Origin of the sequence: Roseomonas acroporae, assembly GCF_023223525.1 — a bacterium.
Lineage (GTDB): Bacteria > Pseudomonadota > Alphaproteobacteria > Acetobacterales > Acetobacteraceae > Roseomonas_E > Roseomonas_E acroporae.
This window is the reverse complement of sequence record NZ_JALPRX010000062.1, coordinates 76,187-99,401: the sequence shown is the minus strand read 5'-3', so window position 1 is coordinate 99,401 and position 23,215 is coordinate 76,187. Positions and strand designations below refer to the sequence as shown.

18 protein-coding genes are annotated in these 23,215 nt (G+C 70.0%); 8 read left to right on the top strand and 10 right to left on the bottom strand.

The window, feature by feature from the left end; genetic code table 11:
• Positions 1-324: 324 nt before the first annotated feature.
• The 4 genes from M0638_RS14750 to M0638_RS14735 form a co-directional block, all read right to left on the bottom strand.
• Complete coding sequence (locus M0638_RS14750) at positions 325-1,431, bottom strand: glycosyltransferase family 4 protein (RefSeq protein ID WP_248667759.1); 1,107 nt, start codon at positions 1,429-1,431, stop codon at positions 325-327.
• Positions 1,432-1,455: 24 nt separating this feature from the next.
• Entirely contained in the window at positions 1,456-2,634 is a 1,179-nt protein-coding gene (locus M0638_RS14745; protein ID WP_248667758.1) for an acyl-CoA dehydrogenase family protein, read from the bottom strand.
• Positions 2,635-2,750: 116 nt separating this feature from the next.
• The gene (locus M0638_RS14740) at positions 2,751-3,143 is read right to left on the bottom strand and encodes a hypothetical protein (RefSeq protein WP_248667757.1); all 393 of its coding nucleotides are present in this window, start codon (positions 3,141-3,143) and stop codon (positions 2,751-2,753) included.
• A 200-nt stretch (positions 3,144-3,343) separates the two neighbouring features.
• Positions 3,344-6,775 carry an indolepyruvate ferredoxin oxidoreductase family protein gene (locus tag M0638_RS14735; protein WP_248667756.1) on the bottom strand — a complete coding sequence of 1,144 codons (3,432 nt, stop codon included), beginning with the start codon at positions 6,773-6,775 and terminating at the stop codon, positions 3,344-3,346.
• Positions 6,776-6,890: 115 nt separating this feature from the next.
• Here M0638_RS14735 and M0638_RS14730 point away from each other — a divergent pair, with 115 nt between their 5' ends.
• Both M0638_RS14730 and M0638_RS14725 read left to right on the top strand, forming a co-directional pair.
• Positions 6,891-7,343 (top strand): Lrp/AsnC family transcriptional regulator, encoded by a 453-nt coding sequence (locus M0638_RS14730; protein WP_248667755.1) that lies wholly within the window; start codon positions 6,891-6,893, stop codon positions 7,341-7,343.
• A gap of 453 nt (positions 7,344-7,796) precedes the next feature.
• Entirely contained in the window at positions 7,797-8,813 is a 1,017-nt protein-coding gene (locus M0638_RS14725; protein WP_248667754.1) for a Bug family tripartite tricarboxylate transporter substrate binding protein, read from the top strand.
• 81 nt (positions 8,814-8,894) lie between these two features.
• Here the strand turns inward: M0638_RS14725 and map are convergent, their stop codons facing one another.
• Positions 8,895-9,698, bottom strand: coding sequence for a type I methionyl aminopeptidase (gene map, locus M0638_RS14720; RefSeq protein ID WP_248667753.1), 804 nt, complete (start codon positions 9,696-9,698; stop codon positions 8,895-8,897).
• Between the two features lie 172 nt (positions 9,699-9,870).
• Positions 9,871-10,812, bottom strand: a complete 942-nt coding sequence (locus tag M0638_RS14715) for a methyltransferase domain-containing protein (RefSeq protein ID WP_248667752.1) — start codon at positions 10,810-10,812, stop codon at positions 9,871-9,873.
• Between the two features lie 362 nt (positions 10,813-11,174).
• Between M0638_RS14715 and M0638_RS14710 the strand changes: the two genes are divergently transcribed.
• Complete coding sequence (locus tag M0638_RS14710; RefSeq protein ID WP_248667751.1) at positions 11,175-13,085, top strand: putative bifunctional diguanylate cyclase/phosphodiesterase; 1,911 nt, start codon at positions 11,175-11,177, stop codon at positions 13,083-13,085.
• 45 nt (positions 13,086-13,130) lie between these two features.
• On the opposite strand, the gene M0638_RS14705 is transcribed toward M0638_RS14710, so the two are convergent.
• Positions 13,131-13,871: a 3-oxoacyl-ACP reductase family protein gene (locus tag M0638_RS14705; protein ID WP_248667750.1), complete on the bottom strand. Its 741-nt coding sequence runs from the start codon at positions 13,869-13,871 to the stop codon at positions 13,131-13,133.
• Positions 13,872-13,957: 86 nt separating this feature from the next.
• Here M0638_RS14705 and M0638_RS14700 point away from each other — a divergent pair, with 86 nt between their 5' ends.
• Positions 13,958-14,626 carry a TetR/AcrR family transcriptional regulator gene (locus M0638_RS14700; protein WP_248667749.1) on the top strand — a complete coding sequence of 223 codons (669 nt, stop codon included), beginning with the start codon at positions 13,958-13,960 and terminating at the stop codon, positions 14,624-14,626.
• Between the two features lie 454 nt (positions 14,627-15,080).
• The gene (locus M0638_RS14695; RefSeq protein WP_248667748.1) at positions 15,081-16,439 is read left to right on the top strand and encodes a tyrosine-type recombinase/integrase; all 1,359 of its coding nucleotides are present in this window, start codon (positions 15,081-15,083) and stop codon (positions 16,437-16,439) included.
• Positions 16,440-16,512: 73 nt separating this feature from the next.
• Here the strand turns inward: M0638_RS14695 and M0638_RS14690 are convergent, their stop codons facing one another.
• Both M0638_RS14690 and M0638_RS14685 read right to left on the bottom strand, forming a co-directional pair.
• Positions 16,513-18,336 carry a UvrD-helicase domain-containing protein gene (locus M0638_RS14690; protein ID WP_248667747.1) on the bottom strand — a complete coding sequence of 608 codons (1,824 nt, stop codon included), beginning with the start codon at positions 18,334-18,336 and terminating at the stop codon, positions 16,513-16,515.
• 8 nt (positions 18,337-18,344) lie between these two features.
• Positions 18,345-20,171 carry an ATP-dependent nuclease gene (locus M0638_RS14685; RefSeq protein ID WP_248667746.1) on the bottom strand — a complete coding sequence of 609 codons (1,827 nt, stop codon included), beginning with the start codon at positions 20,169-20,171 and terminating at the stop codon, positions 18,345-18,347.
• Positions 20,172-20,305: 134 nt separating this feature from the next.
• Between M0638_RS14685 and M0638_RS14680 the strand changes: the two genes are divergently transcribed.
• The 3 genes from M0638_RS14680 to M0638_RS14670 are packed head-to-tail and all read left to right on the top strand — an operon-like array spanning position 20,306 to position 22,456.
• Positions 20,306-20,860 carry a hypothetical protein gene (locus tag M0638_RS14680; protein ID WP_248667745.1) on the top strand — a complete coding sequence of 185 codons (555 nt, stop codon included), beginning with the start codon at positions 20,306-20,308 and terminating at the stop codon, positions 20,858-20,860.
• A gap of 16 nt (positions 20,861-20,876) precedes the next feature.
• Positions 20,877-21,860 carry an HNH endonuclease gene (locus tag M0638_RS14675; RefSeq protein ID WP_248667744.1) on the top strand — a complete coding sequence of 328 codons (984 nt, stop codon included), beginning with the start codon at positions 20,877-20,879 and terminating at the stop codon, positions 21,858-21,860.
• Positions 21,861-21,895: 35 nt separating this feature from the next.
• On the top strand, positions 21,896-22,456 hold the full coding sequence (locus M0638_RS14670; protein ID WP_248667743.1) for a hypothetical protein: 561 nt from the start codon (positions 21,896-21,898) through the stop codon (positions 22,454-22,456).
• Here M0638_RS14670 and M0638_RS14665 read toward each other — a convergent pair.
• Positions 22,438-23,208: an HNH endonuclease gene (locus tag M0638_RS14665; protein WP_248667742.1), complete on the bottom strand. Its 771-nt coding sequence runs from the start codon at positions 23,206-23,208 to the stop codon at positions 22,438-22,440. The two genes, M0638_RS14670 and M0638_RS14665, sit on opposite strands and share 19 nt — an antisense overlap.
• Positions 23,209-23,215 lie beyond the last annotated feature (7 nt).

Below are 23,215 nucleotides of genomic sequence, written 5' to 3'. Positions count from 1 at the left end.
CTGCTGGTGCTGCTGGCCGGCCCGGCGCTGGCGCGCTTCGTGGCGAGCCGGATCGGCGGGACGCCGCGCGCGTAGGTTTCCCGCTGCGCGGGAACGGGGCGCTGCCCCGGTACCCCGCCAGGGGCCTTGCCCCTGGACCCCACCAAAGGGCGAAGCCCCTTTGGAAACCCCATTTATTGTTCAATTTCAGTAGTTTGAGTTGTCACGCCTCAAACGAACGGGGTCTGGGGCCTCCCCACCTCCCCTTGGGCCCCAGCGGATGGGTGCAGTGAAGGCGGCGCCTTCCCTGGCGGGGTTCGGGGCAGCGCCCCGAAAAGCCCCCGCCTATCCGCCGTCCCGCACCCCCAGCCGCCGCAGCACCCCCAGCAGTTCCGCCGCGCGCGCGTCCCAGTCCACCAGCGCCGCGCCGCTCGCCCTTGCCCCGGCGGCGAGCCGGGCGCGCTCGGCCGGGTCCGCCATGCGGGCCATGGCCGCGGCCAGCGCGGCGGGCTCCGGCGGCACCACCAGCCCGTTCACCCCGTCCGCCACCTGCTCGGCCAGCGCGCCGACCGCGGTCGCCACCACCGGCACGCCGAGCGCGAAGGCCAGCGGCACCACGCTGGACTGGCTCGCCTCGCGATAGGGCAGCACCAGCGCGTCGGCCGAGGCGGCGAGCGCCGGGATCTCCGCCTCCGCCACCCAGCGCGTCTCCACCCGCACGCCGGGCAGGGCCGAGAGGCCGGGGGCCAGCCCCTCGGCGTCGCCCTCCCCCACCACGCGCAGACGCGCCCCGGGGTGCCGCTCCAACACGGCGGGCCAGGCGTCGCGCAGCAGGTCGAGGCCCTTGTAGGCGCGCAGCCGGCCGAACAGCAGGAAGCCGCCCTCCTTCGCCGCGCCGGATGCCGGCGCCAGCGCGGCAGCATCGAGGTCGGTGCCCAGCGACAACGTCTCCACCGGCAGGCCCGGCCGGCGCGCGCGCAGCAGGCGGCCCACCTCGGCGGAATGCACGATGGCGCCGCTGGCCGCGTCCAGCTCGCGGTCCAGGCGCCAGTCCCACAGCAGCGCCGGGTCGCCCGGATGCGGCAGCGCGTCGTGGACGATCGGGACGTAGGGGATGCCGGCGCGGCGCAGCGCGGGCGTCACCAGCGGCGTCCAGAGATGCGTCATCACGGAGAGCACCGCGTCGGCGCGGAATTCCCGCGCCTGCCGCGCGAGGCGGCGCGCCAGCCCCGGCACGCGCGGCAGGCCGAGCAGGAAGCCGGCGCCGGAGGTGTAGGTCTCGACGATATCGGTCGGCAGGCCCAGCGCCTCCACCTCCGCCAGCAGGTCCATCTGCCGCGAGACGGAGAGCGCCACGGCCACGTCGCCGCGCCGTCGCAGCGCGCGCCCGAGCGTCACCACGCGCTGCGCGCCGGCGCCGCGCCGGCCCCAGTACCAGATCAGCAGCCGCAAGGTCCGCTCAGCCCCCGCGCCGATTCAGCCCCGACCGCCCAGCAGGTGGCGCGAGATGATGACGCGCATGATCTCGTTGGTGCCTTCCAGGATGCGGTGCACGCGCAGGTCGCGCACGATCTTCTCCACGCCGTACTCGGCAAGGTAGCCGTAGCCGCCGAGCAATTGCAGCGCCTCGTCGGCGACGCGCGAGCCGGTGTCGGTCGCGAAGCGCTTGGCCATGGCGCAGAAGGCGGTGGCATCCGGCGCCCGCGCGTCCAATTTCGCGCAGGCGCGCCAGAGCAGCGTGCGCGCCGCCTCCAGCTCGGTCGCCATGTCGGCGAGGCGGAATTGCGTGGCCTGGAAGTCGGCGACGGCGCGGCCGAAGGCGCGCCGCTCCTTCACGTAGGCCAGCGCGATGTCGAGCGCCGCCTGCGCCCCGCCCACCGAGCAGGCCGCGATGTTCAGCCGCCCGCCGTCGAGCCCGCTCATCGCGATGCGGAAGCCCTGCCCCTCCTCGCCGAGCAGCGCCGACGCCGGCACGCGCGCGTCGGCGAAGTTCACGGTGCGCGTCGGCTGCGCGTTCCAGCCCATCTTGCGCTCGTTGGCGCCGAAGGAGAGGCCGGGCGTGTCCTTCGGCACCAGCAGGCAGGAGACGCCGCCCGATCCTTGACCGGCGGGCCCGTCGCCGCCGGTCCGCACCATGGTGGCGTAGAGGTCGGAGGTGCCGGCGCCCGAGATGAACTGCTTGGCGCCGTTCAGCACGTAACCCTCGTTGTCGCGCGCCGCGCGGGTGCGCAGCGCGGCGGCGTCGGAGCCGGAACCCGGCTCGGTGAGGCAGTAGGAGGCGATGCGGCGCATGGTGACGAGATCCGGCAGCCACTCGGCGCGCTGCGCCTCGCTGCCGTAGCGGTCGATCATCCAGGCGACCATGTTGTGGATCGAGAGGAAGGCCGCGATCACCGGGCAGCCCTGCGACAGCGCCTCGAAGATCACGGCGGCGTCGAGGCGCGTCAGGCCGGCGCCGCCGGATTCCTCGCGCACGTAGATCGCGGCCATGCCGAGCGCCGCGGCCTCGCGCATCTCCTCCACCGGGAAGTGCCGCTCGCGGTCCCATTCCAGCGCCTTTGGCGCCAGCGTGCCGCGCGCGAAGTCGAGCGCCGTGTCGCGCAGGGCGCGCGTGGCCTCGGGCAGGTCGAAGGCGGTCTCGGCGTCGGGCGGCATGGATGTTCACTCCCCGGCGGCATTCTCGCGGGGGCACGGGGACCCGTCCAGCCGGCTCATGCCGGTCCGCCCGTCCGCCGAAGCGCCCGCACGGGTCCGGCCCCGCGCGGGCGGGATCAGAATCCCAGCCGCAGCAGGACAAGCGCGAGCAGCGGCCGTGCCTGCTCGGGCGCCGCGCGTTCCGCCACGCTCAGCAGGCCGTCCAGCGAGAGCGTCGCCAGGCCGATCCGCCCCAGCCGGCAGTCCACGCCGAGCACCGCCTCGGTACGCTGGTCGAACACCGTCCTGGTGTTCTCGGGGAAGGGCCGCCGGCGATCGAGCGAGAGGCTGGGCAGCGCGATTCCGTCCAGCCGCGCCACCATGAACATCCCCTCCCCCGTCAGGTACGGCACGGAGCCGCCGAGGGCGGCGGTGACCTGGAGGGCGCCGCCCGGCTCCCCCGCCCGGGCCGCGGGGGCGGCGAGCAGCGTCAGCAGGGCGAGCAGCGGGCGGATGGAGGAGAACGGCATGCTGGTCCTTCGCGCCGCCTCTTGCTGCGGCGCAGCATGGGAAGCATGAAGGTTCGCCCCAATTCAACCCCAATTGCCGTAATCCTGCCTCAATTGGCCGGTCGTGATCGGCAGGTCTCTCCTCCGGGCGGTAGCGCCGGACCTCGGCGCCGCCCTTTCCGGTGGGCGGAACCGAGGATGGCAAGGCCCTCCCCGCCGGCCTACGCCGCCACCGGCACCCGCGCCGGCGCCTCGGCCACCGCCGCCTCCAGCCCCGGCAGCGCCGCGCGCACCGTGGCGATGTTGCGCGCCTTCACCGGCCCGTAGCCCTTCACCCCCGCCCAGGCCTCCACCCAGGCGCAGATCGCCGCATGCGTCGCGGGCGAGAGCAGCCGCAGCAGCCGCTCCAGCCCCGCCTCGAATTCCGCGACCAGCGCGCGCTCGGTGCGGCGCTCCTCGGTGCGGCCGAACGGGTCGAGCGCGGTGCCGCGCAGCACCTTGCCGTGCCGCAGCAGACCCATGGCGCGCAGCATCCACGGCCCGAAGCGGTGCTTGCGCGGGCGGCCGGTGGCGGGATCGGTGCCGGAGAGCAGCGGCGGGGCGAGGTTCAGCTCCACCCGCGTCGTGCCCTTGAAGTCGCGCGCGAGGCTGGCCTGCCATTCGGGATCGGCGTGCAGCCGCGCCACCTCGTACTCGTCCTTGTAGGCCATCAGGCGATGGAGCTGCGCCGTCACGGCCTCCGCCAGCCGCGTGGCGCCCGGCACCGCCGCCTGCTCGGCGGCGCGCACGCGCTCGACGGCGGCGGCGTAGCGGCGCGCGTAGCGGGCCGACTGGTAGGCGGTGAGGTCGGCGACGCGCCGGGCGATGCGCTGCTCCAGCGTCTCCGGCGCGGGCGGCGCGGCCGGCGCCTCCAGCGCGGCGGCGCGGCCGCGCTGGAACGCCTCGCGGTTCCTCGCCACGGCGGCGCCGTTCAGCTCGATCGCCCGCCCGATCGCCTCGGCCGAGAGCGGCAGCAGGCCGCGCTGATAGGCCATGCCGAGCAGGAACATGTTGAGGAAGATGGCGTCGCCGAGTTCCGCCTCCACCCGGTGCAGCGCCGGCACCGCTAGCACCTCGCGGCACGCCTCGCGCACGCTGGCCAGCATGCCCTCGCGGTCGTAGCGCGTGCCGGTGTCCTGCACGAATTGCGCGGTCGGGGCGAGGTCGGCGTTCACCACGGCGGCCGTGCGGTCGGCGCCGAGCAGCGGCCGGGCGGTGCGGCCGTGCGCCACCATCATGTCGGCGGCGAGCAGCAGGTCCGCCTGGCCGGCGCCGATGCGCGGCGCGCGCAGCGATTCCGGCGTGGCCCCGGGCGCGCCGAGGCGGAGCTGCACGTAGACGCCGCCGCCCTTCTGCGCCATGCCGAGCTGGTCGACGGAGCGCACCGGCCGCCCCTCCAGATGCGCCGCCATGCCGAGGATGGCGCCGAGTGCCGTCACCCCCTGCCCGCCCACGCCGGCGAGCAGGATGTTCCAGGCCCCGTCCCGCAACTCCGGCAGCGCGGGTTCCGGCAGCGCGCCGTCCGGCGCGGGCGTCGCCGGGTGCGCGGCGGGCGCGGCGCCGACCAGCGTCACGAAGGACGGGCAGAAGCCCTCGACGCAGCTCATGTCCTGGTTGCAGGCGGACTGGTCGATCTGCCGCTTGCGGCCGAACGCCGTCTCCACCGGCTCGACGGCGAGGCAGTTCGAGGCGCGCGAGCAGTCGCCGCAATCCTCGCAGACGCGCGGGTTGATCACGGCGCGGCGCGTGGCCTGCGGCGCCAGGCCGCGCTTGCGCTTGCGGCGGCGCTCGGTGGCGCATTCCTGGTCGTAGATCAGCACCGTGACGCCCGGCGTCTCGCGCAGCCGGCGCTGCACCGCGTCCAGCTCGCGCCGGTGATGGAAGCCCACGCCCTTCGGCAGCATCGCGTCGCCGCGATACCGGTCCGGGTCGTCGGAGACGATCTCGATGCGCGCGACGCCCTCGGCGGCGAGCTGCGCCGCGATGCGCGGCAGGGTCAGGTCGCCCTCGACCTGCTGGCCGCCGGTCATGGCGACGGCGCCGTTGTAGAGGATCTTGTAGGTGATGCTCACCCCCGCCGCGAGCGCGGCGCGGATGGCGAGGCTGCCGGAATGGCTGTAGGTGCCGTCGCCGAGATTGGCGAAGACGTGCGGCGTCTCGACGAAGGGCGACTGGCCGATCCAGGGCAGCCCCTCGCCGCCCATCTGGGTGAACAGCTCGGTGTCGCGGTCCATCCGCGTCGCCAGGTAGTGGCAGCCGATGCCGGCCAGGGCGTGGCTGCCCTCCGGCACGCGGGTCGAGGTGTTGTGCGGGCAGCCGGGGCAGAAGAACGGGTCGCGGCTGTGCGCCGGCTCGCGCGCGCCGGCCTCCAGCGCGTCGAGTTCCGCGAGGCGCGCCGCCATGCGCTCGGTGCGGAACCCTTCCGGCAGCCTTGCCGCCAGGGCCCGGGCGATCTGCCCGGCATCCAGCTCGGTGAGGTCGGAGAGCAGCGGCGCCCCCGCCTCGTCCGTCTTGCCGACGAGGCGCGGGCGGGAAGGCAGGTGGTACAGCGCGTCGCGCAACTGCGGCTCCAGCAGCGGCCGGCGGTCCTCGACCACCAGCACCTCCTCCAGCCCGGCGGCGAAATCGCGCGCCGCCTCGGCGTCCAGCGGCCAGGCGAGCCCCACCTTCCACAACCGCAGCCCCATCATGCGGGCGAGGTCGTCGGTGATGCCGAGGTCGAGCATCGCCTGCCGCAGAGTCGCATAGGCCTTGCCGCGCGCCGCGATGCCGTAGCGGGCCTGCGGCGAGTCGATCACCAGCCGGTCGATGCCGTTGGCGCGGGCGAAGGCGATGGCGGCGGGCAGGCGGAAGCGGCGCAGGCGCTTCTCCTGCGCGATCGGCGTGTCGCGCAGGCGGATGTGCAGCCCGTCCGGCGATTCCAGCAGGCCGTGCGGCAGCACCGTGTCGTAGGCCGCCGGATCGATCCGCACCGTGGCGGAGGCGTCCATCGTGTCGGCCACGCATTTCAGCCCGGCCCACACCCCGGCGAAGCGCGACAGCGCCAGCCCCTTGAGGCCGAATTCCAGCACCTCCTCGACGCCGGCCGGGTCGAGGACCGGGATCTCGGCATCCATGAAGGCGTATTCGGAGGCGTTCGTCACGGTGGAGGACTTGGCCGAGGGATCGTCGCCGGCCAGCGCCAGCACGCCGCCGCGCGGCGCCGTGCCGGCGGAATTGGCATGCCGCAGCACGTCGCCGGAGCGGTCCACCCCCGGCCCCTTGCCGTACCAGAGGGCGAACACGCCCTCGTGCCTCGCGCCCGGGTACAGACCCACCTGCTGCGTGCCCCAGACGGCGGTGGCGGCCAGGTCCTCGTTCAGCCCGGGCCGGAACACCACCCCGGCCTCGCGCAGCCGCTTCTCCTGGTGCAGCAGTTCCTTGTCGAAGCCGCCGAGCGGCGAGCCGCGATAGCCGGAGACGAAGCCCGCCGTGTCCCAGCCGCGCAGCGCGTCGAGCTGGCGTTGCAGCAGGGGCAGGCGCACCAGCGCCTGGATGCCGGTGAGCAGGGTGGTCTCGCCCGCCGCCTCCCAGCGGCTGTCGAGGGTGACCTCCGGTCGCTGGATGCTGCCCATGGCGGTGGAACCCTCCGGACGCTCGTTTCCCTGTACCGAAGAATGGGGTGTCACGGGCGAAGGTTCCTGCCGAATTCTGTTGTGCGGCGCCGAAAGGACGGTAGATCCTTCCGCCATGGACGCCATCGACCGCCGGATCCTCCGCGCCCTGCACCGCCGCGCCCGGCTGACCAACGCCGAGTTGGCCGAGGAGGTCGGACTCTCCCCCTCCCCCTGCTGGACGCGAGTGCGGCGGCTGGAGCAGGCCGGCGTGATCAAGGGCTACGTCGCCATCCTCGACCAGGCCGCGCTCGGCATGCCGGACACGGTGTTCCTGGAGGTGATGATGGAGAAGCACGACGACGACAGCCTGACCCGCTTCGAGGCCGCCGTGACGGCGCTGCCCGAGGTGATCGAGGCCTATCTCGTCACCGGCGAGTACGACTACGTGATCAAGGCCGCGGTGGGCGGCACGGCCGGGGCCGAGGCGCTGCTGCGCGACAAGCTCTACCGCCTGCCCGGGGTGCGCCACACCCGCACCAGCTTCACCCTGCGCTGCCTCAAGCAGAGCTACTCGCCGGCGCCGTAGGGCGAACAGGGGCCTTCACGGCCGGCCATTCCTTCGGGTCGGAGGCCGAGGCCGGTCGGCCGATCCGACCCTCGGCGCGTGCCGGATGATCAGGCGCCGATCTGCCGCGCGGCCGCCTCGTGCAGATCGGGACCATGGGTGCCGCCGAACCAGCGCCGGGCCAGCGGGAAACGGCGCAGGGCATCGGTCATGCCGGCCACTCCTCGTGATCCTCCCGCGCCGGGGCTCGGCCCGGTTCCGTCCGGGGGCGAGGGACCCGACCTCGGGGCCGGGGCCGGGACCACTTCTCCCGCACTGGTCCGTATCGGCCGCCGCACCGGCCCCGCATCGGCGCGAACCTGCCGCGCCGCATGCGATTCCTCCTGGCCAGGAGTCGCCGTTCCGTGTGACGGATCGCCTCGGCAGGCCGGCAACTCAAGCGCGGCCGCACGACATCGGGGGAGGAAGGCGGACATGCCGCAGATGAAACCGAAGCGCCGGCAATTGCTCGCGGCCGGCCCGGCGGCATTGCTACCGTCGGCATTGCTGCCGTCGGCGTTGCTGCGGCCCCGGCCCGCCCGGGCGGCGACGGACTGGCCCACGCGGCCGGTACGCGTGGTGATGGGCTACCCGCCGGGCGGGCCGACCGACTTCCCGGCGCGCCTGCTGCAGCCCAGCCTGCAGGCTGTCTGGGGGCAGCCGCTGGTGATCGAGAACCGGCCCGGCGCCAACGGCATGATCGCCAACGAGGCGGTCGCGAAGTCGGCGCCCGACGGCCATACCCTGCTGATGGGCGCGGCCACGCTGACCGCCAACGTGGCGCTCTATCCGAACCAGCCGGTCGATCCGCTGCGCGACCTCGCGCCGGTCGTGCTGATCTACAGCTCGCCGACCGTGCTGTTCACCACGCCGCAGCAGCCCTTCCCCGACGTCGCCGCGGTGGTCGCGGCGGCGCGCGAGGCGCCGGGGCGGCTCACCTACTCCACCTCCGGCAACGGCTCGGGCGGCAATTTCGCCGGGGCGCTGTTCGCCCGCGCGGCGGGGATCGAGCTGACGCATGTCGCCTATCGCGGCACGGCGCCGGCCCTGCAGGACGTGATCGCGGGGCGGGTGCCGCTGACCTTCTCGACCCTCGCCGGCTCCATCGCGCTGCTGCGCGACGGCAAGCTGCGGCCGCTCGCGATCGCGGGACCCGACCGCTTCCCCGACCTGCTGCCCGGCGTGCCGACCCTGCCGGAGCTGGGCTACGACACCGGCGATTGCGGCCCCTGGTACGGGCTGCTGGCGCCCGCCGGCACGCCGCCCGCCATCGTGGCGAAGGTGGCGGAGGACGTCTCGGAGGCGCTGCGCCAGCCCGAGATCCGCGCGCGGTTCGGCGAGCAGGGCGGCCACATCGTGGCGGAAGGGCCGGAGCCCTTCGCCGAGCGCATCCGGCACGAGGTGCCGCGCTGGGTGGCGGCGGTGCGGGCGACGGGGCTGCGGTCGGAGTAGGCGCGGGCGGGACGCATCCCGGCCATCGCCGCCGGGCGGGAATCCTTCCGGCCCGGCGCGCGGCCTGCTGGCGCCGGCCGCTCAGCCGAGGTTCGGCTTGTGCAGCCCGGCGGGGGAGAGGGTGAAGATCTCGCAGCCCTTCTCCGTGACGCCCACCATGTGCTCGAACTGCGCCGAGAGCGAGCGGTCGCGCGTCACCGCGGTCCAGCCATCGTCGAGGATCTTCACCTCGGGCCGGCCGGCATTCACCATCGGCTCGATCGTGAAGAACATGCCGGGCTTGAGCACCGGCCCCTCGCCGGGGCGGCCGAAATGCAGCACGTTGGGCGGCGCGTGGAAGCGCTGGCCGATGCCGTGGCCGCAGAAGTCGCGCACCACCGAGAAGCGGTGCTTCTCGACGTAGGACTGGATGGCATGGCCGACATCGCCGAGCGTGGCGCCCGGCCGCACCGCCGCGATGCCGCGCATCAGGGATTCGTAGGTCACGTCCATCAGCAGCCGCGCCTTGGTGGAGGGCGTGCCCGCCACGTACATGCGGCTGCTGTCGCCGTGCCAGCCGTCCAGCAGCGGCGTGACGTCGATGTTGAGGATGTCGCCTTCCTGCAGCACGCGCTCGCCCGGGATGCCGTGGCAGACCACGTGGTTGATCGAGATGCAGGAGGACTTGGTGTAGCCGCGATAGCCCAGCGTCGCCGGCACCGCGCCGTTGGCCACCATGAAGTCGTGGCAGAGCTGGTCCAGCTCGCCGGTGGTCACGCCGGGGCGGACGTGCGGGGCGATCATGTCCAGCGTCGCGGCGGCGAGCTGGCCGGCGCGGCGCATCGGCGCGAAGTCGGCGGGGTCGTGGAGGGTGATGCGGCGGGGGTCGCCGGCCTGCTGGTCCATGCGGCTCATCGGTCCTGGCGGCGCCTGTGCTCCCTGGCTGGCTGCCCGGTTGTCCCGTCCGGGGGTTGTCCCGTCTGGGGCCGGTCTGGGCGCGCGGCGGGCGTTGCTGCGTATCAGTCTCCGAAAATGCGCGCCGGCAGGGGCGGTTGCAAGCGCGTCAGGCGGCCCGGCCTCAGCGCGGCAGGCGTTTCTCCTCCGCACCCAGCGCATCGGCGAGCCGGACATCGGCGCTGCCGGGCCGCGCCGGGCGGCTCTGGCTCTCGTGCGGCGCCCAGCCGGTGAGGACCAGCAGCCGCAGCGGGATCGCCACGCCCTCCGATGCGTCCCCCGGCCCGGCAGGCAGCCGGGAGGCGGCAAGGGGGAACAGGGCGCGCGGCGGGGTGCGCGGGTCGCGCGCCCGCACCGCGTTGGTCTCGCCCGCGGCGCGCAGGTCGGCGAACAGGGCGAACGGGTCGCGGTAGCGCAGCGTCACCTGGTCGGCATCGGCCACGGGCAGGGCGAAGCCGGCGCGCTGGAGCAGGGCGGCGCCGTCGCGCAGCTCCGGGAAGGGCGAGACGCGCGGCGCCGCGCCGCCCGTCAGCGCCGCCTCGGCCTCGGTGAGCGCCGCGCGCAGCGGCTGCAGCGTGCCGAGGCCGGGCAGCGAGGCGAGGAACAGCCCGTCGGGGGCCAGCGCCCGGCGGAGCTGGAGCAGCGCGCCGGGCAGGTCGTTCACCCAGTGCAGCGAGAGGTTCGCCACGATCAGGTCGAAGCTTCCCGGCGCGAAGGGCAGGAACTCCTCGTCCGCGGCGACGGGCAGCCCCGAGGCGCGTCCCGGCGCGTCCGGGCCCGCCGCCCCGGGCAGCGCGGCCATGCGCGGCGACAGGTCGGCGGAGACCACGAACGGAATGCCGCGGCCACGCAGCAGCGGCGCCACCACGCCGCGGCCGCCGAGGTCGAGGGCGCGGGAGAAGCGCCGGGTGGTGTCGTCAAGCCGGTCGAGCAGGCGGTCCGCCGCATCCTCCAGGATCGGCGCCACGCGGTGCACGGTGCCGGCGGCGCGGTCGCGGCGGCGGCGGTGCAGGGCGCGGTCGAAGACCTGTGCGGGATCGGGGGTGGGACCGGGTGCGGGGGGCATGGCGCCGGCAGGGTCGGCGCATCCTGCGGCGCCGGCAAGGGCCGGCCCGCCCCTCCCCGGGGACCGCGCCGCCATCTCCCCGCTTCAAGGCGGCTGCCGGCAGGGAGTATCCTCGCCCCGGAACCGGTGCCCGTTCCGGATCTGGCAGGATCCGCTGTAGCCCCCGCCACATTTCTTCAATACAACCCTGGGGAGAGCGTTTGGGTGTGGCATGCCCGGAAAAGCAGCAACCGTCGGTCCCGCCACTCGATGCGGCACCTGGCCACCGCGTCGCAGCCTTCCCAGGTCCGCCCGTCGTGAACCGAGCCCGGAGCCTGTTCCGAATGCCTGCCGCGCCGTTGCCGCCTGACGAACCGGCCCGGTTGGCCGCGCTGCACGCCACGGGGCTGGTGGACAGCGGGCGTGAGGAAAGCTTCGACCAGCTCGCCGAGCTGGCCGCCCAGCTTCTGGGCGCCCCCATCGCGCTGATCTCCCTGGTCGATGCGGACCGGCACTGGAACAAGGCGCACCACGGCACCGCGCTGCGGGAATTGCCGCGCGACGTCAGCTTCTGCGCGCACGCCATCCTGCAGCACGAGCCGCTGGTGATCGACGACACCCGCGCCGACCCGCGCTTCGCCGACAACCCGCTGGTGCTGCAGGACCCGTCGATCCGCTTCTACGCCGGCGCGCCGCTGCGCAGCCGCGAGGGGCTGGCGCTCGGCACGCTATGCGTGCTCGACGAGCGGCCGCGCCGGATCGGGGCGCAGGAAAGGTCGATCCTGGCCAGCCTGTCCGGGGCGGTCTCGGCCACCATCGACCTGCGCCGCGCCATGCGCGAGCTGGACACGCTCGCCCATACCGACCCGCTCACCGGCCTCGGCAACCGCACCCGCTTCCTGCGCGAGCTGGGGCAGCAGCTCGGCGACGCGGCGGCGCGGCCGGTCGGGGTGCTGCTGCTCGACCTCGACGGGTTCAAGCAGGTCAACGACCGCTACGGCCATCCCGTGGGGGATGCGCTGCTGCGGGGCGTGGCGGACCGCATGGCCGGCGAGGTGCGCTCCACCGACCTCGTCGCGCGGCTCGGCGGCGACGAGTTCGCGGCGGTGCTCAGCGGCCCGGTGGACGCGGCCATCCTGCGCCGCCGCGCCGGCGCCCTGCTGGCGGCGCTGCAGCAGCCGTTCGACCATGACGGGGTGCGGCTCTACCCGCGCGGCAGCATCGGCGTCGCGCTGGCGCCGCGGGACGGGCTCGCGGTGGACGACCTGCTGCGCAACGTCGACCTCGCCCTCTACCACGCCAAGGCGCAGGGCAAGGGACGGGTCAGCGTCTTCGTGCCCGAGATGCGCGCCGCCGCCGACCGCGAGCGGCAGCTCGCCGAGGCGCTGCGAGACGAGCTGGGCGGCGCCGGCGGCCGCAGCCTGGACGGGCGCTGGCAGGGCGCCGACGAGGCCTGGGGCGGCCGGGACCGGGCGCCGGCGGGCCTGGTCGCGGGGCTGCGCGAGACGCCCGGGGCGGCGGGCGGCCAGCGCCCCGCCCGGATCGCGCCGCCGGCCGGCGCCGGCGGCATCGAGCTGCGCTTCCAGCCGCAGCTGCGGCTCTCCGACCGCAGCCTGGTCGGCTTCGAGTCGCTGGTGCGCTGGCGGCATCCGCAGCTCGGGCTGCTCGCGCCCGGCGACTTCCTGCCGGCGGCGGAGAGCGCCGACCTGATGCCGCTGCTGGGCGCGCGGGTGCTGGAGGCGGCGCTGGCCCAGGCCCGGCAATGGCTCGACGCCGGGCTGCGCTTCGGGCGGATCGGGGTGAACCTGGCCGCGGCGCAGTTCCGCGGGCACGACATCGCCGTGGAGATCGAGCAGGCGCTGGCGCGGGCCGGGGTGTCGCCCCGCAGCCTGGAGGTCGAGGTGACCGAGGGGGTCACCATGGGCCGTCAGGCCGAGGCGGTCGAGGCGGCGCTGCGGTCGCTGCACCGGATCGGGATCAGCGTGGTGCTCGACGATTTCGGCACCGGCTTCGCCTCGCTGACCCACCTCAAGCGCCTCCCGGTGGACCGGCTGAAGGTGGACAGGTCCTTCGTGATGGATGTCGAGGCCTCGCGCGACAGCGAGGCCATCGTGCGCGCCGTGGTCAGCCTCGGGCAGAGCCTCGGCCTGGAGATCCTGGCCGAGGGCATCCAGTCCGAGGCGGTGGCCTCGCGCCTCGTGACGATCGGCTGCGCGCTGGGGCAGGGCTACCTGTTCGGCGGGCCGATGACCGGCGTCGAGGCCACGGCATGGCTGGCGCGGCGCGCGGTGTAGCGCCGCCGCCCCGCCGTCCGTCCGGCACGGCGGGGGCACGGAAGCTCAGGCGTTCAGGCCGCCATCGACGGTGAGGCCCGTGCCGTTGATCTGCCCCGCCTCCGGCCCGACCAGGAAGGCCACGGCCGCGGCGATGTCCTCGGCCCTGCCGTAGCGGCCGAGCGGGATCATGGCGCGCTGCGCCTCCGATTGCGGGCCGGCGGCCGGGTTCATGTCCGTGTCGGTCGGGCCGGGGTGGACGAGGTTCACCGTGATGCCGCGCCCGCCCAGGTCGCGGGCGAGGCCGCCGGTCAGCGAGATCAGCGCCGACTTGGTCATGGAATAGGCGGCGATGCCGGGCATCGCGACGCGCTCCGCGAGGCAGCTTCCCGTGGTGACGATGCGCCCGCCCCGGCCGAGATGCGGGATCGCCGCCCGGATCGCCAGCACCACGCCGCGGATGTTCACGTCGATCAGCAGGTCGATGTCGGCGAGGCTCATCGCCTCCAGCGGGCCGCCGCGCGCGACGCCGGCATTGTTGACCAGGATGTCGAGCCCGCCGAGGCCCGCCGCCGCCTCCCGCACGGAGCGTTCCACCGCCGCCGGATCGGCGCTGTCGGCGGCGATGGCGAAGGCCCGGCCGCCCGCCGCCCCGACCTCACGCACGAGGTCTTCGGCGGGGCCGGCGGACTGGCCGTAGGTGAAGGCGACATGGGCGCCGTCGCGGGCCAGCCGGCGCACGATGGCGGCACCGATGCCGCGGCTGCCGCCGGTGACCAGGGCACGCTTGTCGGAAAGGGAAGCCATGGGAGGGGTCTTTCTGTGTCGAACGACAAAGAAATAGGCCGGCTTGCCGGACGGGCCAAGCGATTTATATATCGATCGCTATGGAAATGAGCGCGACCCGCCGCGGACGTCCCCGCGGCTTCGACCGCGAGGCGGCGCTGGCCGCCGCGACCCGGCTGTTCTGGCGGCAGGGCTATGCCGCGACCTCCATCGCCGATCTCTGCGCGGCGATGGGGATCGCCTCGCCCAGCCTCTACGCGGCCTTCGGCAGCAAGGAGGCGCTGTACGAGGAGGCGCTGCGCCACTACGTCGCGGCCTATGCGCCCCGCATCTGGTCCGGCTTCGCCGCGGCGCCGACCGCGCGCGAGGCGGTGGAGGCCCTGCTCCTGGACTCCGCGCGCGTCCTGCCATCGGACCGGTCGGGAAAGGAGCCGGGCGGCTGCATGGTCACCCTCGCCGCCGTGGCGGGGGAAGGGTGCGAGCGACTCGGCCGGATCGTCCTGGAGTCGCGGGCCGAGGGCCTGAACCTTCTGCGCGACCGGTTGGCACGCGGCCAGGAGGCCGGGGAGATCGCCGCCGGGGTGGACGTGGAGGCGGCCGCGCGCCTTTGGCTCGCCGTGCAGCAGGGCCTGTCGGTACAGGCGCGGGACGGCGCCGGGCCGGCGGCGCTGGAGGCCGTGGCGCGGGCGGCCATGCGCGGCTGGGACGGGCTGATGGGGGCGGCCCCCGGAACGGGGACCCGGACGGAGGGCGACGCCGCGACGCCGGCGGCCTGAAACGGAACGAAGTCCGGCCGATGGCGCCTGCCCGGCGTGCCATCCCGCCCCCTTTCGGCGGCGGCGATCAGCCGGCGGCGATGCCTGCCGCTATGCCTGCGAGGAACGGAGGGCGATCCTGGAGTTCGCTGCCAGGCTGGCGCGCGAGGAAACGCGGCCGGTCGGCGACCCCATGACGGCGGCGGGCTTCCCGGCGCCGTCCGGATCTCGGCTAACCCACTGGGAAATATGGCGGACCCGATACGATTCGAACGTACGACCTTTGCCTTCGGAGCAATTTAACCTGCCCTTCGACGCTTTGCGATGGGTTTCGCTCCGATGCGCTATACTACTGTAATCACTAAAGAAATTGAAATTCCAGCTCGTCTGACGTACTCTCGAACACGCTCCGACTTGCGTCCGGCTGCTTACGTGGTGCTTACGCGAGAATGGGAGTTTGGACGGGAGAATTCCCATGGCTAAGCTCACAAAGCGCCTCGTCGACGCTGCCGAGTCCCGCGAGAAAGACTACGTCATCTGGGATGACGAGCTACCAGGTTTCGGCCTGCGCGTCTTCGCTTCTGGCAAGCGCAGCTATGTCCTTCAATACCGCGCATTAGGCCGCTCGCGCCGCTACACGATCGGCTTGCATGGCGTCTGGACAGCCGAAAGCGCGAGGCAGGAGGCGAAGGTCCAGTTGGGCCGCGTTGCTCAAGGGGACAATCCCGCCGAGGAGCGCCAGCTCGACCACAAAGCCATCACCGTCAAAGAGCTCTGCATGCTCTACGTCAATGACCTCAACGCGGGGCTCATCCTCGGCAAGGGCGGGCGGCCCAAGAAGCCGACGACGGTCGGGACGGACATTGGGCGTATTGAGCGGCACATCATCCCGCTCCTGGGGACGCGCCGTGTGAAGGACTTGACCAAGGCCGACATCAACAAGGTCCTGAAGGACATCATGGCCGGCAAGACGCGAGTGTCGGTTAAGACGAAGAAGCTGCGCGGCAAGGCTATCGTCCGCGGTGGCGCCGGAACGGCGACGCGCACGGTCGGGCTTCTCGGCGGCATTCTCACCTACGCTGTCGAAGCCGGGATCATCGCGATCAATCCTGCCCATGGCCTGCGGAAGCCGAAGGACAACGTCCGCACCCGCCGGCTCACTGAGGCGGAGTACCGGACGTTGGGCGAGATGCTGCGCGCAGCCGAGAGGGAGGAGAAGTACGCGACGACGGTCGAGATCATTCGCCAGATCGCGCTGACTGGCTGTCGCCGGAGCGAGATGATCGGCCTGATGTGGACTGAAGCAGATACCGACGGGAGTTGCCTGCGGCTGGTCGACAGCAAGGAGGGCACCTCGGTTCGTCCCGTCGGTCTGCCCGTTGTCGAGTTTCTCGAGGCGCGCCGCGAGGCGGCCTCTGGCTCATATGTCTTCCCCGGGTACGGCGACGACAACGCGTTCGGCAGTTTCCCGAACCATTGGGAGCAGATCTTCAAGGGCTCGCCGCTCTCGGATGTCACGCCCCACGTCTTGCGACATAGTTTTGCGAGTGTCGGCAACGATCTCGGCTTCACTGAAGTGACGATCGCCGCCCTGGTCGGCCACGCCAAAGGCTCCGTCACGAGTAAATATATCCATACGCTCGATACCGCCCTCATTATGGCGGCCGACACGATCGCCGGCTACATCGAAGGCCTGCTCGACGGGAAGGAATTCAAGCAAACTACCTACGCGCTCGACCGAGGCTCGCGAAAGGCAGCCCTGGCCAGATTCCTAATGAAAGCCGCTGGCGAGGATGAAGCCAGTCCGCGGGAGCAACGCCCCCTTGCCGCATAGGGCGATCGAAATCGGTGTACGCGTCCGCCAATATTCCATCTTTGCCCTTTGCGGGCGGCAAGCGAGGCCAGCGTCAGACGGCTGGGATGAGCAAAACACAGATGTCGTCCTTCGGCGACATGATCGTTGTGCGAGATTTCGCGCGCGTGACGCTAACCCGAAAATTCTGCCTGGCCTGCGTCATCGCTCCGTCGCGATAGTTGCCGCCGACGATGCGGTCGGGATTCCCGACAATTTCCCCCTTCACGCGCTTCGGCCACCCCTCGAAGATTATGACCTCGTCGAACTGCTTACCCTTCGCTTTGTGCATGTTCATCACTACGACGCCTGATTCAGGCTTATGCGCCGTGGCGAAATGCTCCTGAACAAACGCCTGCCGCGTCACCGCGAGGGCGTTTCGATAGCCGCCAAAATCTCGCCAGTCTTGCGACAGGCCCTGGCGAAGCTGCGTACCCCGCTCCAGCAATCGAACATTGCGGGCCTCCCTGGCGATTTCGGCAAGCCGTGCGCACTCGCCAGCCTCAAGGAGGGCCCTCAACGCCATCCAGTCGGCATCGGGGTCGCCAGTCAGCTTTACCGCCGCGACAGCCTGATGGACCGCAAACGTCGCCTGAAGGACGCTGTTAGCCGGGATCGCCTTGCCCTTGGCGACACAGTCGTTCCACTTTACCAAGGCGGCCCGGAAGCGAGCGGCCTCGGCCAAGTCTCCCTTTGTCGGCGCCGCCCCACCGCGCCCGTGGAAGAAGCTGCATAGTACCTCCACAAACTCGTCAAAGCAGCCATCGTGACTCCGCTGCTGCAGCAGGAACGCGATCACCTCCGCCGCCAGGATCGGCCCTTCCATGTCGACGGCCGCGGTGTGCGATATTGGGGGCACATTGCCGAACGGCTCACGCAGATTGTCGGAAACAAGGCGGGTCATCCGCTTCGTTGGAACGAGGATGGCGAGCGACCAGTCTTTTCGCCCCGCTTCGATGAGCCGCTTCCGCGCATTCAGCACCTGGGCGACCAACGATGCAAAGGCTTGATTTGGATTGGACGCAAATCCTTCGAAGTCGATCCCCTGATAGGGTTCTTCGCGGAATTTTCCCGTCAGGAGATGGTTGCCGAACAAGGCAATGTCCGTTCCCTTGCTCCGATGGTTCTCCCCCGCCAGATCGTGGGTGGACGGCTTAAACGCCTCAATGAAGTGGTTGAGGCGCTCCGGGTCGGCGCCAATGAAGTCGAAGATCCGCTGCTCGGGATCGGCGAGCGCGATGAGCGTGCTGCTCCTTCCGATCGCTTCGACGGCGCGCCATTGCTCGGCGGAGGTATCCTGAAACTCATCCAGGATGATGAATGGGTACATCGTTGACACCAGGTCGCGGACCTTCGTCGACCCGTGGAGAAGAACTGCAACGCGCTCTGCGAACAGGTCGAAGCAAACCTTCCCCTCCTCGGTCGCCAGGCGCGTGCGCTCCGCGACTTCTAGCGCGGCCTTCTGCGCCTTTTCCTCGGGCGACAGCTTCGAATTTGCTTTGAACCCGCTGCGTATTACCGAAAGTGCGATCGCCTCGTTCGGCGGTGTCAGGATCGTCATGCGACGCGGAAATCCGACGAGGTAGCCGTGCGCCTTCAGGATGCGCCAGAAGAACGAGTGATAGGTATCAACTTCGATCAGCTTTTTCTCTTCCTTGGTAACCGACCGCTCTTCGTCGATCGCCTCGAATACACGCGATACCGTTGCCCTCGCGAAGCTCAGGAAGAGAATACGCTGGCCTGGCTTGAGTTTCTCACGGGCGATCTTCGCGGCCTTCAGAATCGATACCGTTGTCTTTCCGGAGCCCGGTCCTCCAACGACGAGCTGATGGCCTTCGGCCTTCAGGACGTCCTTCTGAGCTTCCGTGAGATCGACCATGGCGCCCTCTACGCGGCAGGCTCTGCGGCGGGTTCATCGCCTTCCGCGTTCGGAGGTTGCGGGGGTGCCGGCGGCGGATCACAAATGGCCTTGAGCGCGATGCAGGCATCCCGAATCCACGACGGTATTTCGGCCTCCGAGCATTGAGCCAGGAAGTCGGCGATGCCCCAGTTGCCTTTCGACCAACCGAAGTATTCCTTCAACGCGGCGACCGCGTCGGCCTTCGGATTAGGATATTTCGCGGTTAGGTGCGGCGGCCAATCGAGCTGATCCGCGAAGCGCTCAAGCGCGGCGGCGGTCGTGTTCTTCAGGATCAGGTCCTCGATACCCTTCTCCTCATGCATGAAGAGGCGCTCGAGTTGCGCCTCGATGTCCGCCTTCGCTGAATCGGCCTGTTTGTCGCAAAGCCCGAATGTCCGCTTCCCGAGCCCCTTGTAGATGCCGGCCAGGTCCGCAATCTGAGTCTCGCTACCTGCGTCGATCACGCAAATGCCCAAGGCTTCCAGCGACACATAGACGGCGGGGTTCAATTCTGACAGCCGCCGCGCCGCCACCGGGAAAGCACTCGCCTCGGTCGCGCCTTCCGCGATCAAAACGCGGCGCGACAGCAAGCCTTCGCAAAATCGCGTGCGGAATTCCTGCCGGTAGCGCTTGTGCTTGACGCTGTCGGGCAGCCTGATCTCGGCCTGGGCCAGGACGCCGTCGTTCGCACGCGAGAGTATGACGGTCTCGTCGAGCTTGAATTCTTCCAAGACGTAAGGCGAATGCGACGTGAAAATCGACTGAGACGCCAGCTTGCGCAGCTCGTGGACGATACGCTTCTGCGCATAGGGCGGGATCGCGGTTTCGACCTCCTCCATCGCGAAGATGACATTCTGCTTGTCCTCGGCAATCTGCGAAAGCATCGCCAGAACCAGCATGTTGATCGTTCCGGTGCCTTGTCGATAGAAGGGCGCGGCGTGGTCGCCATCCCCTGTCGCGATGAACGCGGTGACGACCTTGCGTAGGTGTTCGCGGGTCAGGTTGGAGACTTTGAGGTGGGGCTTCACGCCCCATTCGCGCGGCACATACTTCTTCAACGACTTGTCGATGCTGTCGAGGACGCCGGATATTCCGATCGCCGGATCGCTCGCGACGTCGAAAGCCGCCAGCGTGCCGATCGTGCCCTCCCACATCTGTGGCCGTATTTCTTTGAGTCTGAGAATGATGTCGAGGAGGCTTCCATGCTCCAGGCTCAGAGCCCGCGATCCGGTTCGTAGCGATCGCAGGAAGAGGAACCCGCAATGTTGCTTGTCCTTCTTGGAGAAGGGCGTTGGGGTTTCCTCTTCGGTGAGGCTCCGCGAATAGTAGGTGTTACCGACGAAGTCGTCCTCGTCTGGATCGTATGCGCCGACAAACGTGACGCGCAGGGCGGCCTTGATGTTCGCTGCATCGACACCCGCCGGGTTTGCAGCGGTGTAAAAAGCGCCGCTTGTCACGTCGAGCCACTCAACGCTGCCGCCAAACCGCGCCTCTTGCTCCGGCGATAGCCCGGTGATGGTCACTTCGACGACGATTTTTGGCGCCTCCGCCGGCACGGCAGGCTCCGCCGCCACGGCTTCTCCGCCAGCCCCATCTCCGCCGGCCGGCGAAAGATACTTCCCCTCGTAGAAGTCGTGCTCGTCCACTGGGGGACGGCGGCTGAGTCGATCGGGCCCGAGCGCCAGGTCGATGGCTTCCAGCACCGATGATTTCCCGGTGTTGTTGTCGCCGATCAATACCGCATGGTCCGGCAGCACGAGCTTCGTCGAGCGAATGCCGCGGAAGTTCTCAATCGCGACGGAATGGATCTTCACAGCCCCTCCCAAAGTCCGACGTGCGCGCCCGGTATCGGCCTCTAGCGCCTTTTGGCACCCGGGACCGCCCTCTTTGCGCCGCATTGACAAGCATCTATAACCGGCCATATCTGCCCGGTAAAGGAGGGCCGCTCATGTTCGCCTACAGCCCCGACAAATTTGCCTCGCTCTACGCGACGGATCTCGGTCAACGCATCTGGTCGTTCCTGACGACGCCGGAGAATGTCGCGCGCCTGGAAACGGCTTCGGAGCTGAGCAAGCCGGCCGTGGAAGGTATCGAGGAGCAGCTCCTCGCCGAGTTTCGCGAGGAGGTCCTGGCCGACCGCGTGAAGCAGATGGTTGGTCATATGGTCCGGCAGATTTTGGAGCAGCGCGATTGGGTGCTCGACCAGAGCGACGTGAAGGTCCAGTCGGTGCCGTTCAGCAAGGCGGCGCGCTATCGTCGCGCCGACTGGATCACCTTTCACGCCTTCCGCAACACGAGCGATCCGCGCGACGTGGTTCTTACCGACCGTCGCCAGAACGCCGCGCTCCCCGAGGACGCCCGCTGGTGCTACTACGCGACGTTCGCCAGCCCCTTGAAGGCCGCCGTCGCATTTGGCGTGCGCGACATCCGCCAGCTCCGCCAGCATGTGCATGCGCACGGCTACCAGCGCGTGCGCATCGAGAGAATGCTGCGGCGGGCATGATGGGGATGCTCTGAAGATGACCGATCTGCCAGCCGCGACCATCGCCGCCGCCGCCTTCTACGACCGGCACTATGCTGGTGCCGAACCTATCTTTCTTCAACCCGGCATGAAGCTGACGCTGGGGAGCGGCGAGCGTCCGCGACATTGCCGCTTCTGTGGCAAGGACGAACCCGCAGTTACCTTCAAGGATGAGGCCCACGCCCTTCCGGCCGCATTCGGCAACACGGGGCTGTTCAGCAACTATGAATGCGATGCCTGCAATCATCTTTTCGGCGAGGGGATCGAGAACCATCTCGGCAACTGGACCAAGCCGATGCGCACGCTCTCTCGGATCAGAGGTCGCAGCGGGGTGCCGACGATCAAGAAGCCCGGGCCCGAAAAGGGTTGGCGCGTGGAATATTCCGGCACGGGATTCCGACTGAAGGAGTATGAGGACGAGCCGTTCTTCGAGCTAGACGATGAGACCAAGCAGGTCCGCTTCCAGCTTCACCGGGACACTTACATCCCCGTGGCGGCGCTCAAGGGCCTGGTCAAAATCGGGCTAACCCTGATTCCTGAAGCGGAGACCCAGCACTTCCGCGAAACCTACGAGTGGATTCGCGATCCCGACCACGCGCGTAACTTCGCCGCCCAGTTTCCAGTGTTCCGGACTTTCATTCCCGGGCCGATGCGGAATGACCTCATCGTCCTCATGCTTATGCGGCGTCGCACGGGAATCGATGCGGTCCCCTACGCCTTCTTCACTTTCGCCTACGGAAACGAAGTGCTGCAGGTGTTCCTGCCGTCGATCTCCCAGGACAAGTGCATCGATGGCAAGACCCTGTCTCTTCCGGCTTTCCCGACGCCGGGCACACCCGACCCGGCACGCTATGGCCTGCCTCGCGTGACCGTCGAGAATCTAACCGGCCGGGAGCCTGTCAAGGGCGAGAAGGTTCCAGCCGTCTTCGGTTTCGACTCCATGGCCGAATCTGAGCCGGCGGACGCCAAGGGCGAGGCCTGACTCAGATGCGCGCTAGCATCTTTACTGAAGAAACCATGACCCGGCCACTCTTCGAGGAGCTTACCGGAGATCACGCTCGTGAGGACGAATGGTCCGGCCCACACGGCTTCGCGATCGGCGGTATGATGCAGGCCAACACCGCCTCCCTTGCCGAAGAATATTTCGCGGCCGCCAATGAGCTGGTCGACGCGATCAAGGAGAAGCGTATTGCCGACTATCAGGTCGGCAATGCAGCGCTATTCCTCTATCGGCACTCCTGCGAACTCATTCTTAAAGCCGCATTGCCCGCTTCCAAGCGAACTCACGATTTGACCGGCCTCACCGATAGCTTCGTAGAAATGGTCAAGAGGAAATATGGGCAAGATGTCCCTGCTTGGATCGTGAGGCGAATGAAGGAATTGGCCGCCATCGATCCAAATTCGACCGCATTCCGCTATGGCAACTACGGAACGCCGATCGACGCGGGGGACGCGCCCATCGAGTTCGAAGCCTATGTCAGCCTGCCGCACCTGCAAGCTGCCATGCTGGCGCTCAACACTGCATTGGTTTCTGCGGTCGCGGAGATCAGGCTGGGTCGTCACGGACCCGCGTCATGACTAGGCCCGCGCGCCCGCTCGCGATGGCGGGCAAGCCGCCGGCGATGCTCGTCAGTCAGCGAAATCGGTGAATTCCAGCGGAGCTCGTCGCGCGCCTGCTCGCTGAGACTCGGCGAGAACTCGGGCCTGCCCTGGTCGTCGAAGGTCACCAGCGCGCGGTCGAATGCGGCATCCCACAACGCCGAGAGGAGGAGCCCGTTATGCACGTCGAGCCTTTCCGCGTCGGTCTCGCATTCCGCCCAGGGGACGATGTGAGAGGCACGAAGTAGGGCTGCGTCGGTGATGCCGGTCAGGGGACAGCGGCCCTGCCAGTAGTCCATCAGCCGGGCACGGAAAATGTCCTGGCCGATCCGCTGTACTACGAGACGCTCGGCCTCGGTGGTCCGCGGCAGATTGGCGACGCGGGTTTCGAATTCGCGCAGCGGCGCGTCAGGGAGGCTGATGCCAAGCGTGTAGACTCGATCGAGCGCAGCGTAGAGTTCACGCAGCGTCGCAAAGGCGTAACGGGCTTTGCCGGGGCCTTGCACATCAGCCGAGGGCGGTTCGAGCTCAGCGACTACGCCAGCATGGTCTACAGCGAGAAACCATCGCCCGTTGGCGCCCTCGGCGGCCAGATAGATAACGCCGTGCGCCGTAGTGGACGCGAATGCTCGCCATCCTGCCTCCTCGCCCAGAACACGACGAAAGCCGTTCTGCGAGGCGGCCTTCTCGCATTCCTCGCGGACCACAAAGGACTGGGGCGTTTCAATCATCGCCCAC